Below are 16,580 nucleotides of genomic sequence, written 5' to 3'. Positions count from 1 at the left end.
CGCTGGTTAATTTCATTGTTGGGGGGCTTATGCCCCCCAAATATCAGGAGATACAACAATGGCAAGAGAATTCAGTCGTACTCAGCGTGTTGCGCAGGAAATGCAAAAAGAAATTGCTATCATTTTGCAGCGAGAAGTGAAAGATCCACGGATCGGTATGGCAACTGTTTCTGGTGTTGAAGTTTCACGAGATTTGGCTTATGCCAAAGTTTTCGTCACTTTTTTAAATGTGTTGACTGAAGAGCATGATTCTGAGGTGGTGAAAAATGGTATTAAGGCATTAGGTGAAGCTTCTGGTTTTATTCGCTCTCTGCTGGGTAAATCAATGCGTTTACGTGTTGTACCAGAATTGACATTTTCCTATGACAATTCCTTGGTAGAGGGGATGAGAATGTCTAATCTGGTCACTAATGTCGTTAAAGATGATGAACAACGTCGGGCTTCTGCGGATCACAAAGAGGAGAACTAATGGGGCGTCGTCGTCGCGGTCGCGATATACATGGTGTGCTGTTACTGGATAAGCCGCAAGATATTTCTTCTAATGATGCACTGCAAAAAGTAAAACGTATTTTCAATGCCAGCAAGGCTGGTCACACTGGTGCGTTGGACCCACTGGCAACGGGTATGCTACCGGTTTGCCTCGGTGAAGCGACTAAATTTTCCCAGTTTTTACTTGATTCTGACAAGCGTTACCGGGTGGTAGCCCGTCTTGGTCAGCGAACCGACACATCTGATTCACATGGGCAGATCATCAGTGAGAGAGCAATTCAGCTAGATCGAGCTCAGCTTGATGATGCTTTGAATAAATTTCGTGGTAATACCATGCAAATTCCCTCTATGTATTCTGCACTGAAATATCAGGGGAAACCACTATATGAATATGCTCGTCAGGGAATTGAAGTAGAACGAGAAGCTCGGCCAATTACGGTTTATGAATTACAGTTTATCCGTTGGGAAAAGGATGAGCTGGAATTGGAGATACATTGTTCGAAAGGAACTTATATTCGTACCATTATTGATGACTTAGGCGAGTTATTAGGTTGTGGCGCTCACGTTATTTATTTACGTCGTTTGCAGGTAGCGAATTACCCAAATGATCGAATGGTGACACTTGAACAATTATATGAATTGCAAAATCAGGCTGAGGATCGGGAAATACCTGTAGGAGAATTAACTGATCCATTGTTATTGCCAATCGATAGTGCAGTTGCTCATTTTCCCGAAGTTAATTTACTTCCAGTCGTTGCTTCTTATTTTAAACAAGGTCAAGCGGTGCGAAGTGCTAAATCTTCAGCGCTGATTGAAAGTATGGTACGTGTAACTGAAGGAGATGAAAGGAAATTCATCGGTATTGCTGCTATCAATGATGATGGGCTTGTTGCTCCTCGTCGTTTGGTGGTTGAAAGTAAGGACTAGGGTATTTGGGGTTATCTTGCGCTTAACTTATTTGCGGCGTAGAATGGCGCAGCTATATGTTGGGCGGCTGAATTAGAGATCGGCACCCGTGATTTTAATTGATATATTTTTGGAGTTGTAATATGTCTCTAAGTACTGAAGCAAAAGCGCAAATTATTGCTGAATTTGGTCGTGATGCGAATGACAGCGGTTCTAGTGAAGTACAGATTGCTTTGCTGACTGCGCAGATCAATCACTTGCAAGGTCATTTTTCAGAGCATAAAAAAGATCACCACAGCCGTCGTGGTCTGCTGCGCATGGTTTCTCAGCGTCGTAAATTGCTGGACTATCTGAAGCGTAAAAATGTAACAAGTTACACTGCGCTGATTGGGCGTCTCGGCCTGCGTCGCTAATCAAGCAAGTTTCAGTGGAAAGGGGCCATATATGGCCCCTTTTCTTCTGAAAAACCATCATTATGTAACAGCATAGGAATGTTGATGGTGGTTTTAGTAAAGCTCTTCGGTTACAGAGGTTCGCGCGGCTAATGAGAGTACTTAAGAGGTAAGTCCTGTCATTAGTCGCGAGGATGTGGCATGGAGAGATCATTCATTGTTGTCTGCTAAATATAAAAGGCAACGTTAACGAAAGGATATTATTTTGCTGAGTCCGATTGTTCGTAAATTTCAATATGGCCAACATACCATTACTATCGAAACCGGTATGATGGCTCGCCAAGCCACAGCTGCTGTTATGGTAAATATGGATGACACGGCTGTATTCGTAACTGTTGTTGGTCAGAAAAAAGTAAAAATTGGTCAGGATTTTTTTCCACTGACTGTTAATTATCAGGAACGTACTTACGCTGCCGGTCGTGTTCCAGGTAGCTTCTTCCGTCGTGAAGGTCGCCCGGGAGAAGGTGAAACGCTGGTAGCGCGTTTGATTGATCGTCCTTTGCGCCCTTTATTCCCAGAGGGTTTCCTGAATGAGGTTCAGATCGTAGCAACTGTTGTTTCTGTTAATCCACAAGTTAACCCTGATATTGTTGCAATGATTGGTGCTTCTGCTGCACTGGCACTTTCTGGTATTCCATTCAATGGCCCAATTGGTGCTGCCCGTGTTGGTTATATCAATGATCAATATGTATTGAACCCGACCAGTGATGAGCTAAAAAATAGCCGTTTGGATCTGGTGGTTTCAGGTACTGCTGGCGCTGTATTGATGGTTGAATCTGAAGCAGATTTATTAACTGAAGAACAAATGTTGGGCGCGGTAGTGTTTGGTCATGATCAACAACAGGTGGTTATTGATAACATTAACGCGTTGGCTGCGGAAGCGGGCAAAGAGAAATGGGATTGGGTGCCAGAGCCTGTTAACCAAGAATTACATGATCGTGTTGCTGCATTGGCCGAAAGCCGCTTGGGTGATGCTTATCGTATCACTGAGAAGCAAGAGCGTTATGCTCAAGTTGATGCTATCAAAGATGAAGTTACAGCAGCATTACTGGAACAAGATGAAGCTCTGGATGAAGCCGAAATCCATGAAATTTTGGGTAGCTTAGAGAAAAATGTTGTTCGCAGTCGTGTTTTGCGCGGTGAACCTCGTATTGATGGTCGTGAAAAAGATATGGTTCGTGCGTTGGACGTACGTACTGGTGTTCTTCCTCGTACTCACGGTTCTGCACTGTTTACTCGTGGTGAAACTCAGGCTTTGGTTACTGCGACTCTGGGTACAGAACGTGATGCACAAATCATTGATGAGCTGATGGGGGAACGTACAGATCGTTTCCTATTACATTACAACTTCCCTCCATACTCTGTCGGTGAAACAGGTATGATTGGTTCACCAAAACGTCGTGAAATTGGTCATGGCCGTCTGGCTAAACGTGGTGTATTGGCAGTCATGCCAAAAGCTAATGAATTCCCATATACTGTTCGTGTAGTTTCTGAAATTACTGAATCAAACGGCTCATCTTCAATGGCATCTGTTTGTGGTGCATCTCTTGCATTGATGGATGCAGGTGTGCCGATCAAAGCTGCTGTTGCTGGTATTGCAATGGGGCTGGTGAAAGAAGGGGATAATTTTGTTGTTCTGTCTGACATTCTGGGTGATGAAGATCATTTAGGAGACATGGACTTTAAAGTAGCGGGTAGCCGTGAAGGTGTTAGCGCCCTGCAAATGGATATCAAAATTGAAGGTATCACTCGTGAAATTATGCAAGTTGCTTTAAATCAGGCAAAAGGTGCACGTTTGCATATTCTGAGTGTGATGGAGCAAGCGATTAATTGCCCACGTAATGATATTTCTGAATTTGCACCACGCATTCACACTATCAAAATTAATCCTGACAAGATCAAAGATGTTATCGGTAAAGGTGGTTCAGTTATTCGTGCACTGACTGAAGAAACCGGTACTACTATTGAGATTGAAGATGATGGCACAGTGAAGATTGCTGCAACTGATGGCGAAAAAGCGAAACATGCAATCAGCCGTATTGAAGAAATTACTGCGGAGATCGAAGTTGGTCGTGTTTACACTGGTAAAGTAACCCGTATTGTTGATTTTGGCGCATTTGTTGCTATCGGTGGTGGTAAAGAAGGTTTAGTACATATTTCTCAGATTGCTGATAAACGTGTTGAGAAAGTGGCTGATTATTTGCAGGTTGGTCAGGAAGTATCAGTCAAAGTACTGGAAGTTGATCGCCAGGGCCGTGTTCGTTTGAGCATTAAAGAAGCAACAGTAGGTACAACTGTTGAGGAAGCGCTACAAGCACCACAATCAGCAGAATAAATTTGATGTTATAAACGGCGTCTTGTAAAAGGCGCCGTTTAATAGACTCAAGGGCAGGAGGCCCAATAAATGCAAGATGGGTGATAGGGCATTCTTATCAATGTCTGATTTTCGGGAGTAGGAAATGAATTTTTTTCTGCGCTGGTGTTATGCTGTAGCAATACTTATTCTAACAGGATGCAGCAGCAAGGATTGGCGTAAAAACGAAGTTTTTGCTATTCCGTTACAACCTTCATTGCAGCAGGAAGTCATTCTGGCTCGTATGGAACAAATTCTTGCGAGTCGGTCTTTGACAGAAGATGAATACGCACAGCTTTTATATGAGAGAGGTGTGCTGTATGATAGCCTCGGGCTGAGAGCTTTGGCACGGAATGATTTTTCTATTGCCTTATCTATTCGCCCGAATATTCCAGAGATTTTCAATTATCTCGGGATTTACTTTACGCAGGCTGGCAATTTTGATGCCGCCTATGAAGCGTTTGATTCTGTATTAGAGCTTGATCCAACTTACAATTATGCGCGTCTGAACCGTGGCATCGCGCTGTATTACGGTGGTCGGTATAAGTTAGCGCAGGATGATCTGCAGGCGTTTTATCAAGACGATCCAAATGATCCTTTTCGTTCGTTGTGGTTGTACCTAGTGGAAAAAGAATTTTATCCTAAAGGAGCGATGGCAAATTTGTCGCAACACTACGAAAAAGCGAACCGGGGGCAATGGGGCTGGAATATAGTTGAATTCTACTTAGGTAAAATCAGTGAATATACATTGATGGATCGCTTAAAAGAGAATGCAACGGATAACACTTCGCTCGCTGAGCATCTCAGTGAAACTGACTTCTATTTAGGTAAGCATTACCTAAGTCTGGGGGACAAGGATAGCGCATCTGCGTTATTCAAACTGACGGTAGCTAATAATGCACATAACTTTGTTGAGCACCGCTATGCATTGTTGGAGTTGGCGCTGTTAGGCCAAGAACAAGACGACCTATCAGAATCGGACCAGCAATAGCTGACGAACATTTTTCGAGATTGATTAACAAAGTCCATCATCTTGACCGATGAGGGCTTATTTGTTCGTTTAATTAAATACTTTGAGCCAGTTCACATTTTAAATGAAAATGACCGAAATTCTTTTCGATGCGTTATGTAGACTGGCCGCCATAACTAATGAGGCACCATTACATGACCACTGAGACTGAAATCTCTTTTGCTGATCTGGGTTTATCAGCACCTATTCTTTCTGCACTGGAAGATCTTGGCTATGAAAAGCCGTCTCCAATTCAGCAACAATGTATTCCCCACTTATTAAACGGCCGTGATGTGCTGGGTATGGCACAGACTGGCAGTGGTAAAACTGCGGCGTTTAGCTTGCCCTTATTGCATAACATTAATGCTGAGCTGAAAGCTCCTCAGATCCTTGTGCTGGCACCGACCCGTGAACTGGCGGTACAGGTAGCTGAAGCATGTGCAGATTTTTCTAAGCATATGCGTAACGTAAATGTTGTTGCACTGTATGGTGGACAACGTTATGACGTTCAATTGCGCGCTTTGCGTCAAGGGCCACAAATTGTTGTAGGTACACCAGGTCGTCTTCTGGACCATCTGAAGCGCGGTACTTTGGATCTGTCTAACCTGAGCGGTTTAGTTTTGGATGAAGCTGACGAAATGCTGCGCATGGGCTTTATCGAAGATGTTGAAAACATCATGAGCCAAATCCCTGCTGAGCACCAAACTGCGCTGTTTTCTGCAACTATGCCAGAAGCTATCCGCCGAATTACTCGTCGTTTTATGAAAGATCCGCAGGAAGTGCGTATTCAGGCGAGCGTGACTACTCGTCCTGATATCAGCCAGAGTTACTGGTCTGTTTACGGTATGCGTAAAAATGAAGCACTGGTGCGTTTCCTTGAAGCTGAAGATTTCGATGCTGCGATTATTTTTGTGCGTACCAAAAACGCAACTCTGGAAGTGGCAGAAGCACTGGAGCGTAATGGCTACAATAGTGCAGCCTTGAACGGTGATATGAACCAGGCACTGCGTGAACAGACTTTGGAACGCCTGAAAGATGGTCGTTTGGATATTTTGATTGCAACTGATGTTGCTGCGCGCGGTTTGGATGTAGAACGCATTAGCTTGGTTGTCAACTATGATATTCCAATGGATGCAGAATCTTATGTTCACCGTATTGGCCGTACTGGTCGTGCGGGTCGTGCGGGTCGTGCGTTGTTGTTTGTAGAAAACCGTGAACGCCGCTTGTTGCGTAATGTTGAACGTACAATGAAGCTGACTATTCCGGAAGTTGAACTGCCAAATGCAGAATTGTTGAGTCAGCGTCGCCTGGAAAAATTTGCAGCTAATGTACAGCAGCAATTGGAAAGTAGTGATCTGGATCAGTACCGTGCTCTGTTGTCCAAATTGCAACCTGCGGAAGATCTAGATATAGAAACGCTGGCGGCAGCATTATTGAAAATGGCACAGGGTGAACGTCCTTTGATTCTGCCACCAGATCCTGTTCGTCGTCCTCGCCGTGAGTTCAACGAACGTGATGATCGTCGTCGTAATGGTTTTGATGATCGTGGCGAGCGTGGTGATCGTCCTCGTCGTGAACGTCGTGATGTCGGTGAAATGGAGTTGTACCGTATTGAAATAGGCCGCGATGATGGTGTTGAGGTTCGCCATATCGTTGGTGCAATTGCTAATGAAGGTGATATCAGTAGCCGTTATATTGGTAATATTAAACTGTTTGCAACACATTCCACGATTGAATTGCCAAAAGGTATGCCAAGCGATTTGTTGTCCCACTTTACCCGTACCCGCATTCTGAATAAACCAATGAATATGCAGTTAATGGGTGATGCACAACCATTTGAACGTCGCGAACGTCGTGGTGGAGGACGTAACGGTAATGGCAATGGTCCTCGTCGTGATCGTGAAAGCTTCAACGGTGGTGGCCGTCGCTTCAGTGGTGAACGCCGAGGTGGTGAAGGCCAAAGCCGTAGCAGTTTCCGTGGTCGTGGTGATGACCATGGTCCATCTGCTGCTCCACGTCGTCGTTATAGTAATAGTAACGCGCAGTAATTGACTGATATTTGAATGATAAAACGGCTCCTTTTCACAGGAGCCGTTTTTGATATATAGAGATAGATCAATTACTTAATGCCTTAACTGGATTGCTGGTACTACGCGCGTGCCATAGTTTCAGCCATTGCATGATAGAAGCAGCCAGAATTACGGCACCAAGGATAACCATTGCAATTGAGATAGTGCCATTAAAAATATTGAAACCTTTTGCTGCGGAGTTGAAATAAACATGCTTCACCATCCAGTAAGCAGCATAGTTCACAGTAATATACAGATAAGCTAGTGGGATCAGACAGGTCAACATGTACCAGCGTTTTTCAGATAGTCGTAGGATAACTGTTGCACCAATCATCAGGCCGATAGATGCCATCAATTGATTGGACACTCCGAATAGAGCCCAGACTGAATTGATGTCGCCGGAATTCAATAGGTAGCCCCACAGTAAGCAAGCAATGATACTACAACCAATAGAACCCGGTAACCAGTCGATGCGTTTTAGCGGTGCCCAGATATCACCCAAGAAATCTTGCAGCAGGTAACGGGCAACACGCGTACCGGAATCAACGGCTGTCAGGATAAATACCGCTTCGAACATGACAACGAATTGGAAGAAATAGGATGTTAACTGGTTAAACCAGGGAATACGAGTGAATATATCCGCCATACCTACTGCCAGCGTTACTGCACCACCAGTACGGCCATTCAGATCGAGGCCGATTTCTTGACTCAACGTTGGTAAGTGGACAACGTCCATACCTAATGTGGCAAAGACTTCTGGAGAGGCATTAATCGCGAAGTAGTCAGCAGGATACAGGGAGGTAGCAGCAATCAGTGCCATTACGCCAACAACACATTCTGCTAGCATTGCACCGAAGCCAACTGGCAGGATATCACTCCATTTATCGATCTGTTTGGGAGTTGTACCAGAGCCGATAAATGCGTGGAAACCAGAAATTGCACCACAAGCAATAGTGATAGAGATAAATGGCCATACCGGACCTGCCAGTACAGGGCCATTGCCATGAATAAATTCAGTGACTGCCGGGAATTGTATCTCTGGATTAATAAAGATCACGCCTACAACCAGTGCTCCAAATACACCGATTTTCATAAAGCTGGAAATATAGCCACGTGGAGTCAGTAGCATCCATACTGGCAGAGCAGTTGCGAAGAATGCGTAGATTGGCAGTGCTATGCTGACGGTTGATGTACGCAGACTTAACCATTCACCGAAAGCGGATGTCTGAATGTAAGGACCGGCGATCACGCATATCATGATAGTGATAATACCCACCCAGGTTGCTCCGCGCATATTACCGGTAAAGCGTTCCCACAGACCGACACCAACCGCTACTGGAATGGTCATAAGTACTGCAAATGTACCCCAGGGGTTACGTTCCAAAGCGTGAACTACCACCAGGCAGAGACCTGACATGGTGATAGTGATGATGAATAGCATTGCAAGACCGGTACACCATCCAGCAATCGGACCAAGCTCTGCTTTAGTAACTTCTGACAGAGATTTACCGCTATGTTTCATTGAGGCGAACAGAATAACGGTATCGTGTACTGCACCGCCAATGACACAGCCGATTAATAACCATAACATGCTGGGCAGATAACCGTACTGAGCTGCTAATACGGGGCCCACCAACGGGCCTGCCGCAGCAATTGCAGCGAAGTGGCTGCCGAAATTGACCCATTTCCTTGTGGGGACATAATTTTTGCCATCTTCCAGTAAATGCGAAGGTGTTACCTCATTGTCATCAGCTTTCAGTACTTTCTTAACGAAAAATACACCATACAAGCGGTAGCAGATAACCAGGATACACAACGTCGCAATAATAAAAGTAAGAGCGTGTTGCATTTCTCTTCTCCTGAGATCGATAAGTTTTTATTCCTATCTTGTCACAGCTAAAGGAAGCAACAGGAGGGTGTCTGAGTGAGTGGTTGTATGGCGGGTTAAGTGGTTAGATTCAGCAGGTAAGTGGTTAGCAAAAGTTGATTAACCTGCTGAAAATGTGATGAATATCACTTATTATTTCAATCCCAACGCCTCTTTCAATGGCTTCAGGTAGCGGCGGCTAATAGGAATAGTTTTACCGTTACGTAAAATCAGTTCAGCCTGTCCATGATCACCAAATAGGATTTCGCGCAGATGAGTCATATTAACCAGATATTGACGATGATTTCTCATCAGTGGTGTACGAGTTTCCAGTGTGCGAAGTGTTAATTCAGTAAATCCCTCTTGGCCATTGGTACACATAACATAAACTCCACTTGGACGGGAGGTGACATAAAGTATTTCATCCAGTTGAACAAGCCATATGCGACTGTGGCCAGTGCATGGGATATATTTCAGTGGTTCTTCTGCTTTCAGGATGGAAATATCTTGTTTCTGATGCCCTTGACGTAATCGTTGTAAGGTTTTGGTCAAACGATTTTTTTCCAGTGGCTTTAATAAATAGTCGAATGCGTGCTCTTCAAACGCCTGTATTGCGTATTCATCAAATGCCGTCAGGAAAACAATATCGGGGCGATGCTCTGGATCGAGCATACTAACCATTTCTAATCCGGTGATACGTGGCATTTGGATATCCAGAAATACAACATCTGGTTTTAGGCGATGGATCGCACCAATGGCTTCAACGGCGTTGGCGCATTCGCCAATGATTTGGATATCTTGTTCTTCTTCTAGTAAACAACGCAGGTTCTCTCGTGCTAGTGGTTCGTCATCAACAATTAATATATTCATACTCACACAGTTTTATCAGCCTCTGTATTCTAGTGGTAAACATAAAGTTACGCGGGTAAATTGTTCGGGTTGGCAATCTATTTGCACACCGTAATTTTCACCATAGCGAAGTCGTAGTCGTTTATCCACTAGACTCATTCCTAATCCATCGCCCATGGAAACTGGTTTATACAGACCGGCATTATCTTCCACTTCCATTATCAGCAATTTATCCCGCTGATGGGCACGGATAGTAATTTTGCCGGTTTCCAGCAATTGTGATGTACCGTGTTTGATGGCATTTTCTACTATCGGCTGGAGAGAAAAAGCAGGTAGCCTGGCATTAAGTAGAGAATCAGGTAATTCAATACACATTTGCAGATGATCACGGAATCGTGCTTTCTCAATTTGTAGGTAAGCATTCACATGTTCGATTTCATCAGCCAGACTGACAATTTGTTCTGACCGTTTCAAGTTCTTACGGAAGAAGGTTGAGAGATATTGTACTAACTGACAAGCTTGTTTACTGTCCCGGCGGATCACGGCTTGCAGGGTATTTAGAGCATTGAATAAAAAGTGAGGATTCACTTGCGCGTGAAGCAACTTGATTTCTGATTGGAGCAGTGATTGTTTATTTCGTTCATATTGTCCGGCGAGGATTTGGGCAGATAGCAGGCTGGCAATACCTTCCCCAAGAGTCCGGTTGATTGAGCTGAACAGACGATTTTTAGCTTCGTAGAGTTTAATCGTTCCGATCACTTGTTGATTTTCTCCTCGTAGTGGAATGACTAAGGTGGAACCCAGTTTGCAGGTTGGATTGATTGAGCATCGGTAAGGTATTTCGTTGCCGTCGGCATAAACGACCTCGTTATTTTCAATTGCCCGACGGGATAGAGCGGAGGCAATAGGTGTTCCGGGAAGATGATGATCTGAACCGATACCAATAAACGCCAGCAGTTTTTCCCTATCCGTAATGGCAACTGCGCCGATTTCCAATTGTTGATAAATAACTTTTGCTACCCGCATGCTGTTATTTTCATTAAATCCTTTCCGCAGAATACCTTCAGTATAGACGGCGATCTTGAGTGCCTGAGCAGAAAATGCACTGGTATATTTTTCAAATATAGCGCGCCGGTCGAGCAGAATACGTATGAACATTGCTGAGCCGATACTATTGGTGACAATCATTGGCACGGCGATATTTTTTACTAACGCTAATGCTTCACTATATGGGCGAGCAAGTAGTAGTAAAATTCCCATTTGTATTATTTCAGCACAGAACGTTACGACAGCGGCTGTCCAGGGATTAATCAGCTGGTTTATTCGACCGCGTTTTATTAGGTAACTGTGAATAATTCCACCGATCAAACCTTCGATAATAGTCGATATCATGCAGCTGAAAGCGGTCATCCCACCAAGAGAATAACGGTGTAGCCCACCTGTTAATCCAACCAGCATGCCAACGCCTGGTCCACCCAATAGCCCACCAAGAACGGCACCAATAGCACGAGTATTGGCAATGGAATCACCTACATGTAGACCAAAGTAAGTCCCCATAATGCAGAAAATGGAGAAAATGACGTAGCATAGTAACTTGTGAGGCAAGCGAACTGTGACCTGTAAGAGTGGAATAAATAGCGGCGTTTTACTTAGTAGCCAGGCGATGACTAAGTAGACGCACATTTGCTGTAGTAATAACAACACGAGGCTAAATTCGTACATAGGCTTTCTGGGAAGATTGTTAATGTTACCAGTTTACAGAAATTGTTAACGATAAAATTAAAAATTTGGTTTAAGTAGAACAATATTTGACAAGAGCCATAAACCATTCCACTATTGTGAAAATTTTTCCTTTCTGTCAGTGATTATACGCACAAACATATAAGAAATTTTCCGTAAAACAATGCGAGACTATGCTATTAGTTTCAGGTCGGGCGATTTTGGGTGTGTAAAACAAATGAAAAAAAGAACACTTTTTACGATCTTACTGGTTATTCTGCTCACAGCAATGGCTGTGTTATTCCGTTCTCATAACCAATACTTATTGTTGCAAGGTGAAGTTGATGCGCCGGAAGTAATTGTGGCATCCAAAGCCAAAGGTCGGGTGATCGAGCGCCATGTAGAACGAGGAGATGATGTTAAGGTGGGTCAGTTGTTGATTACGCTCGAAAATCCTGAATTACTAGCTCAGGTAGCCTCACTGGAAGCTGTCCGTGATCAGGCTAAAGCCCAGCTAGAGCAGTCTCTTCATGGTACGCGTGAAGAAAGTATCCGGAATTTGGAAGCAGGTTTGGCACAAGCTCAGGCTGAATATGATAATGCGATGCGTGAGTACAACCGTGTCCAGAATATAGCATCCAAAGGTTATGTTTCACCAAATGAACTGGATAATGCCCGCCGAAGCAGGGATGTTGCCTATCAGAAGATGCAAGGAGCAAAAGCGGCATTGGATGAAGGTATGCATGGTGACAGGATTGAAATACGTCAGAAATATGCAGCGGCTTTGCGTCAAGCAGAACAACAACTAATTGAATTACAGACCCAAAGTGATGATTTACAGGTCAAAGCTCCTGTAGCGGGTGAAGTTGGGCCGATTCCGGCAGAAGTAGGGGAATTACTTAATGCTAACAGCCCGCTGGTGACGTTAGTTCGTGTACCAGAAGCTTATTTTGTTTATAACCTGCGGGAAGATATTCTGACAAAAGTACGCAAAGGGGATAAAGTCAAACTCCGTGTTCCGGCGCTGGGGGATAAAGAGGTCGAAGCAGAAGTTCGTTATATTTCTTCGATGGGAGATTATGCGACTAAACGCGCAACTCGTGCGACCGGTGATTTCGATTTAAGAACTTTTGAAGTTCGTTTGTATCCTGTACAGCCTATTGAAGGTTTACGTCCTGGTATGAGTGCCTTGTGGCGTTGGGATGAATAGGTGACTGATGCGGAGCAAGATTGCATGGCGTAGTTTCGAACGTGCTTTTAGTCAAGAAATCCGGGCTACGATCCGTAGTCCAGTTTTTCACTGGCTGAGCTGGCTATTCCCTTTGATGCTATTTGTGCTGATCAGTGCTAATTTCTCAGAAGGGACGTTGCTCAATCTGCCAGTATCAGTGGTAGATAATGATCATAGTCCATTGTCACATACTCTTATCCGTAACCTGGATGCAGCTTCTCATGCGCAAATTAAATCCTACGATGGTGGATTGCAGGAATCTCTTGAGCGGCTTGGTAATGCTAAAGATTACGCTTTACTTTATATTCCACACGATTTTGAGGCTAATGCGCTTAGTGGTCGCCAGCCAACAGTGCGTATGTATTACAACGCGCTGTTTTATGGTGCTGGAAGTTATGCAATTCAGGATCTTAGTGGATTGATGGTGGAGATTAATGCGAAGTATCGTTCCATATTGGCGACAGAAATGGGCCATCAGTTACCTCCGCTAGCTAATGTTACGCTTGTTTATGACAGCCTTTTTAACGCTAGTGGTAGTTACATCTATTATCAGCAGTTTGCGGCAACAATCCATTTGTTACAGCTTTTTGTTGTAACCTGCACAATTTATAGCATGGCACGTGGCAATATGTTACTGACAATGAAACCGTTTACCTTTGCTCTGTTGGGAAAACTGGCACCTTATACCTTGTTTTTTACTCTGCTGTTGATTGTAGAACTGGCCGCTCTGATTGGTGTATTTGATGCAAAAGTAAATGGTAATCCAATATATATGGTGATAGTGGGTTTCTTCTATGTCATTGCAGCTCAAAGTATTGGCCTGCTGCTGTTTACTTTCACCAATAGCGCACTGACTGCTTATAGCCTTATTGGAGTGCTGGTGAGTATCGCGATGACCTTTTCAGGTATGTCTGTACCAGAATTATCAATGATATTGCCAGCGAGGATAATTGCGAATATCGAACCCTTGACGCACGCCTTGAATGCGATGTTTGATATTTTTCTGCGTGAAGTTTCTTTGCTGGGGATCTTATCTGTTTGTGCTTTGTTACTGATCTATCCTCTCGTTTGTTCCTTGCTTGTGCGTAATCGGTTATTGAAACGACTTAGCCTGCTACAAGGCGGTGAATAATGCGGATGTATTGGCAAACTTTCCGTCGGGTGCTAATGGGAATGCTGGAAAAACCCATGTGGATGTTAATGTTGGCTTCTCTGTGTCTGATGAGTTTGGTATATGTCCGGCCAACAGTATGGGATTTGCCTGTTGCCGTGATCGATCAGGATCACAGCTTCGCTAGTCGTGCCCTGATACGTCAACTTAATTCCACGGCTAAAATTGCTGTCCACAGTTATGACAATTTGGCTGATGCCCGTCATGATCTGCTATTACGTGAAATTTTCGCGATCATTATCATACCGGCTGATCTGGAAAAAAATATCCTTAATGGAAAAAATATCACCTTCCCGATTTATGGAGATGCAACGAGTCGTCTTGCCAATGGGCAAATTCAGCAAGAGTTGACCTTTGCTCACCGGCAACTGTTGAATGAATATAACAGCAAATTATTACTGAAATATGGTTTCAGTCCAGAGCAGACAAAATTATTACTGATGCCGATTCGTAGTGAAACTGTTGGGTTATTTAACCCAGGTGTTAGTTTTGCTGCAATTGTTTTTCCCGGTTTGCTGGTGATGTTATTACAACATTCGTTGTTGATATCTTGTGTGCGGGTTAGTATTACGATGCGAGGTACGCCGAAAGGTAAACCACCATTGCCTGTCTATTTGGGAGCATTATCGGCGTTATTACCAATCTGGCTTTTTCTCTCTATCATATTTTTTGTTCTTTGGCCGTGGGTGTTGGGATACCGGCAGGAAGCGTCTATTCCTCTACTATTAATGCTGACATTCCTGTTTATGTTGGCAGTACTCGGATTAGGGAAATTGGTGACAGAATGTATGCGCAGCGTAGAAATGATCTATTTGACGATAGCTCTTTTGACAACGCCTGTATTCTATATTTCTGGCACCATTTGGCCGATACAGGCAATGCCTGATTGGGTGAGGGCAATCTCTTCTGCTTTACCGTCTACTTGGGCAACGAAAGCGATTGCAGGTGTTAACCAGATGGGGTTGCCAGTACAGAATGTATTGGGAGATATTGCTATGATGTTGGTTCTTGGTGGTGTTTATATGCTACTAGGAATTCTGATCGGGATGGTGCGAAATGGTGAATTCAGGAAAATAACCTATTACTTGCGTAGAATATTTAGGTAACAATTCCATATCTTTGTTTTTCATATATACCGAATGAACTTCAAGATGCTTGAGTCGTCAGACATAAAAACATTTAAATTCAACAACATAATCGTTTTTCAAACATGCACTTTGAAGTGTCTTGAGTATAATTGAATTTTATTATATAAGCTGCGAAACCGCAGCCGTTTTGCTGCGGTATTTTAATCGAATCTTCTACTTAAAATCTCGTTTTTTTCAGTGAAAGTAAAAATAGCATATTTTTAACGACAAAGGCGCTAATTAAAAAACAGAGGAAAAAGAAAAGCGCATCTATATAAGTAAGATTAAGATAAATAAAATAGGCTATTGTGACACCAATAGCGGAATCAATTTGATCGAATAAAATAAACAATCGTTTATTTTTCTCTGGGTGTTTCCCCGGTGGTGCGCCAAGTCTCCTTTTTAGCCAAGAGTTTGGTAATTCGAAAATAACATAGCCGAAACCCGCTAGAAAACCAGCAAATAGGCAGGATGAAATAGTTTGGGGAATAGTCGTGTCTTGTGTTCCAGTATCGAAAACTAACCACAATAGTGAAAATAACGCGGTAACAAAGGGTACAGTAATAAAACCGCGCCAGGTTTTGTTACGGCCGAAATAACGTTGGTGTATTGGAATCGCCCAACAGGAAAAATAGTTTTTTGTCACAATCACCATATGTAAACAGCCGCCAAGGATGACGGGGATCATTAAAATCCACCCGTGATAAAAACTATTGAGCATAAAGACTCCAGAAGTGAAGACCAGTAAATAAAACAAACCCTGCAAGTGTTGTACTGATGATAGTATGGAGACTCTTGAACTTATAAAACGGGCGATCCCATAGCATGGCGATACTGAATGTAAGGAGCGCTAGTGTCAGTAAGAGATGGCTTAGCCATGGCTCGATTACCAGGCTTACCAAAGCGTAACCACTGATAATAAATAAGCTCCAGAATACGGGCATACCAAGATAGGAGAGCTTATTTTCGTTCTTAATATTCCCGACTTCATTAAATACAGATAATCGCAGACAACCGCTAATGATCATTAAGATAATAAACAGGGAATACCAAGATTGATAACCAGAAAGGTAGAGGATAATGGCTGGAGAGATCAAGTAAATAAGTTGATCCATAAATCCATCAAGATAACGACCAAATGGGCGAACAATATCTAAGTTTCTGGCTAGAATACCATCGAGTGCGTCACCAAGCATGGCAAGGTATAAAAACGCAATAGCTAAGTAATTCCAATGTTGTAGTGCGGCGGCCACAGAAAGAGCGCTAAATACCGCGCCACCAATAGTAATATAATCTGCTTTGTTTAATTGGATAATAAAATGATTATTGTTCATAATT

Annotated in this window: 15 protein-coding genes; 10 read left to right on the top strand and 5 right to left on the bottom strand. The window is 43.4% G+C overall.

Annotated features, from left to right (window positions below; all coding sequences use genetic code 11):
- Positions 1–58 precede the first annotated feature (58 nt).
- The 7 genes from rbfA to BO26_RS07090 all read left to right on the top strand — a co-directional run bounded on the left by rbfA (position 59) and on the right by BO26_RS07090 (position 7,257).
- Positions 59–469, top strand: a complete 411-nt coding sequence (rbfA, locus tag BO26_RS07115) for a 30S ribosome-binding factor RbfA (protein WP_036770403.1) — start codon at positions 59–61, stop codon at positions 467–469.
- Positions 469–1,416, top strand: a complete 948-nt coding sequence (gene truB / locus BO26_RS07110) for a tRNA pseudouridine(55) synthase TruB (RefSeq protein WP_036770401.1) — start codon at positions 469–471, stop codon at positions 1,414–1,416. The genes rbfA and truB overlap by 1 nt, the downstream gene beginning before the upstream one ends.
- 122 nt (positions 1,417–1,538) lie before the next feature.
- Entirely contained in the window at positions 1,539–1,808 is a 270-nt protein-coding gene (rpsO, locus tag BO26_RS07105) for a 30S ribosomal protein S15 (protein ID WP_015836102.1), read from the top strand.
- Between the two features lie 244 nt (positions 1,809–2,052).
- Positions 2,053–4,182: a polyribonucleotide nucleotidyltransferase gene (pnp, locus tag BO26_RS07100; RefSeq protein ID WP_036770400.1), complete on the top strand. Its 2,130-nt coding sequence runs from the start codon at positions 2,053–2,055 to the stop codon at positions 4,180–4,182.
- Between the two features lie 124 nt (positions 4,183–4,306).
- Positions 4,307–5,191: a lipoprotein NlpI gene (nlpI, locus tag BO26_RS07095; protein ID WP_036770397.1), complete on the top strand. Its 885-nt coding sequence runs from the start codon at positions 4,307–4,309 to the stop codon at positions 5,189–5,191.
- Between the two features lie 103 nt (positions 5,192–5,294).
- A complete protein-coding gene (yrbN, locus tag BO26_RS24610) occupies positions 5,295–5,375 on the top strand; it encodes a protein YrbN (protein ID WP_110882688.1) in 81 nt (26 codons plus the stop codon).
- On the top strand, positions 5,365–7,257 hold the full coding sequence (locus tag BO26_RS07090) for a DEAD/DEAH family ATP-dependent RNA helicase (RefSeq protein WP_036770395.1): 1,893 nt from the start codon (positions 5,365–5,367) through the stop codon (positions 7,255–7,257). The genes yrbN and BO26_RS07090 overlap by 11 nt, the downstream gene beginning before the upstream one ends.
- A gap of 67 nt (positions 7,258–7,324) precedes the next feature.
- On the opposite strand, the gene BO26_RS07085 is transcribed toward BO26_RS07090, so the two are convergent.
- From BO26_RS07085 to BO26_RS07075, 3 genes are all read right to left on the bottom strand, one after another.
- Positions 7,325–9,127 carry a carbon starvation CstA family protein gene (locus tag BO26_RS07085; protein WP_036770392.1) on the bottom strand — a complete coding sequence of 601 codons (1,803 nt, stop codon included), beginning with the start codon at positions 9,125–9,127 and terminating at the stop codon, positions 7,325–7,327.
- Positions 9,128–9,298: 171 nt separating this feature from the next.
- Complete coding sequence (gene btsR / locus BO26_RS07080; protein WP_036770389.1) at positions 9,299–10,015, bottom strand: two-component system response regulator BtsR; 717 nt, start codon at positions 10,013–10,015, stop codon at positions 9,299–9,301.
- Between the two features lie 15 nt (positions 10,016–10,030).
- Complete coding sequence (locus BO26_RS07075) at positions 10,031–11,716, bottom strand: sensor histidine kinase (RefSeq protein ID WP_036770386.1); 1,686 nt, start codon at positions 11,714–11,716, stop codon at positions 10,031–10,033.
- 235 nt (positions 11,717–11,951) lie between these two features.
- Between BO26_RS07075 and BO26_RS07070 the strand changes: the two genes are divergently transcribed.
- From BO26_RS07070 to BO26_RS07060, 3 genes are read left to right on the top strand one after another with little or no spacing between them, the layout of a single operon-like run.
- Positions 11,952–12,923 carry an HlyD family secretion protein gene (locus BO26_RS07070; protein ID WP_036770383.1) on the top strand — a complete coding sequence of 324 codons (972 nt, stop codon included), beginning with the start codon at positions 11,952–11,954 and terminating at the stop codon, positions 12,921–12,923.
- A 7-nt stretch (positions 12,924–12,930) separates the two neighbouring features.
- Positions 12,931–14,076, top strand: a complete 1,146-nt coding sequence (locus tag BO26_RS07065) for an ABC transporter permease (RefSeq protein WP_036770379.1) — start codon at positions 12,931–12,933, stop codon at positions 14,074–14,076.
- Positions 14,076–15,221 carry an ABC transporter permease gene (locus tag BO26_RS07060; protein WP_036770376.1) on the top strand — a complete coding sequence of 382 codons (1,146 nt, stop codon included), beginning with the start codon at positions 14,076–14,078 and terminating at the stop codon, positions 15,219–15,221. The genes BO26_RS07065 and BO26_RS07060 overlap by 1 nt, the downstream gene beginning before the upstream one ends.
- A gap of 199 nt (positions 15,222–15,420) precedes the next feature.
- Here BO26_RS07060 and BO26_RS07055 read toward each other — a convergent pair whose 3' ends face one another.
- Positions 15,421–15,930, bottom strand: coding sequence for a CDP-archaeol synthase (locus BO26_RS07055; protein ID WP_236637377.1), 510 nt, complete (start codon positions 15,928–15,930; stop codon positions 15,421–15,423).
- 22 nt (positions 15,931–15,952) lie between these two features.
- The gene (locus BO26_RS07050) at positions 15,953–16,576 is read right to left on the bottom strand and encodes a CDP-alcohol phosphatidyltransferase family protein (protein ID WP_036770371.1); all 624 of its coding nucleotides are present in this window, start codon (positions 16,574–16,576) and stop codon (positions 15,953–15,955) included.
- Positions 16,577–16,580 lie beyond the last annotated feature (4 nt).

This window comes from Photorhabdus australis DSM 17609, assembly GCF_000711895.1.
Taxonomy (GTDB): domain Bacteria; phylum Pseudomonadota; class Gammaproteobacteria; order Enterobacterales; family Enterobacteriaceae; genus Photorhabdus; species Photorhabdus australis.
This window is presented reverse-complemented; position numbering and strand designations above follow the sequence as displayed.

Coding starts and splice junctions, on each gene's coding strand:
- rbfA (WP_036770403.1), top strand. CDS start 59: ATGGCAAGAGAATTCAGTCGTACTCAGCGTGTTGCGCAGGAAATGCAA.
- truB (WP_036770401.1), top strand. CDS start 469: ATGGGGCGTCGTCGTCGCGGTCGCGATATACATGGTGTGCTGTTACTG.
- rpsO (WP_015836102.1), top strand. CDS start 1,539: ATGTCTCTAAGTACTGAAGCAAAAGCGCAAATTATTGCTGAATTTGGT.
- nlpI (WP_036770397.1), top strand. CDS start 4,307: ATGAATTTTTTTCTGCGCTGGTGTTATGCTGTAGCAATACTTATTCTA.
- yrbN (WP_110882688.1), top strand. CDS start 5,295: ATGAAAATGACCGAAATTCTTTTCGATGCGTTATGTAGACTGGCCGCC.
- BO26_RS07090 (WP_036770395.1), top strand. CDS start 5,365: ATGACCACTGAGACTGAAATCTCTTTTGCTGATCTGGGTTTATCAGCA.
- BO26_RS07085 (WP_036770392.1), bottom strand. CDS start 9,127: ATGCAACACGCTCTTACTTTTATTATTGCGACGTTGTGTATCCTGGTT.
- btsR (WP_036770389.1), bottom strand. CDS start 10,015: ATGAATATATTAATTGTTGATGACGAACCACTAGCACGAGAGAACCTG.
- BO26_RS07075 (WP_036770386.1), bottom strand. CDS start 11,716: ATGTACGAATTTAGCCTCGTGTTGTTATTACTACAGCAAATGTGCGTC.
- BO26_RS07070 (WP_036770383.1), top strand. CDS start 11,952: ATGAAAAAAAGAACACTTTTTACGATCTTACTGGTTATTCTGCTCACA.
- BO26_RS07065 (WP_036770379.1), top strand. CDS start 12,931: ATGCGGAGCAAGATTGCATGGCGTAGTTTCGAACGTGCTTTTAGTCAA.
- BO26_RS07060 (WP_036770376.1), top strand. CDS start 14,076: ATGCGGATGTATTGGCAAACTTTCCGTCGGGTGCTAATGGGAATGCTG.
- BO26_RS07055 (WP_236637377.1), bottom strand. CDS start 15,930: ATGATCCCCGTCATCCTTGGCGGCTGTTTACATATGGTGATTGTGACA.
- BO26_RS07050 (WP_036770371.1), bottom strand. CDS start 16,576: ATGAACAATAATCATTTTATTATCCAATTAAACAAAGCAGATTATATT.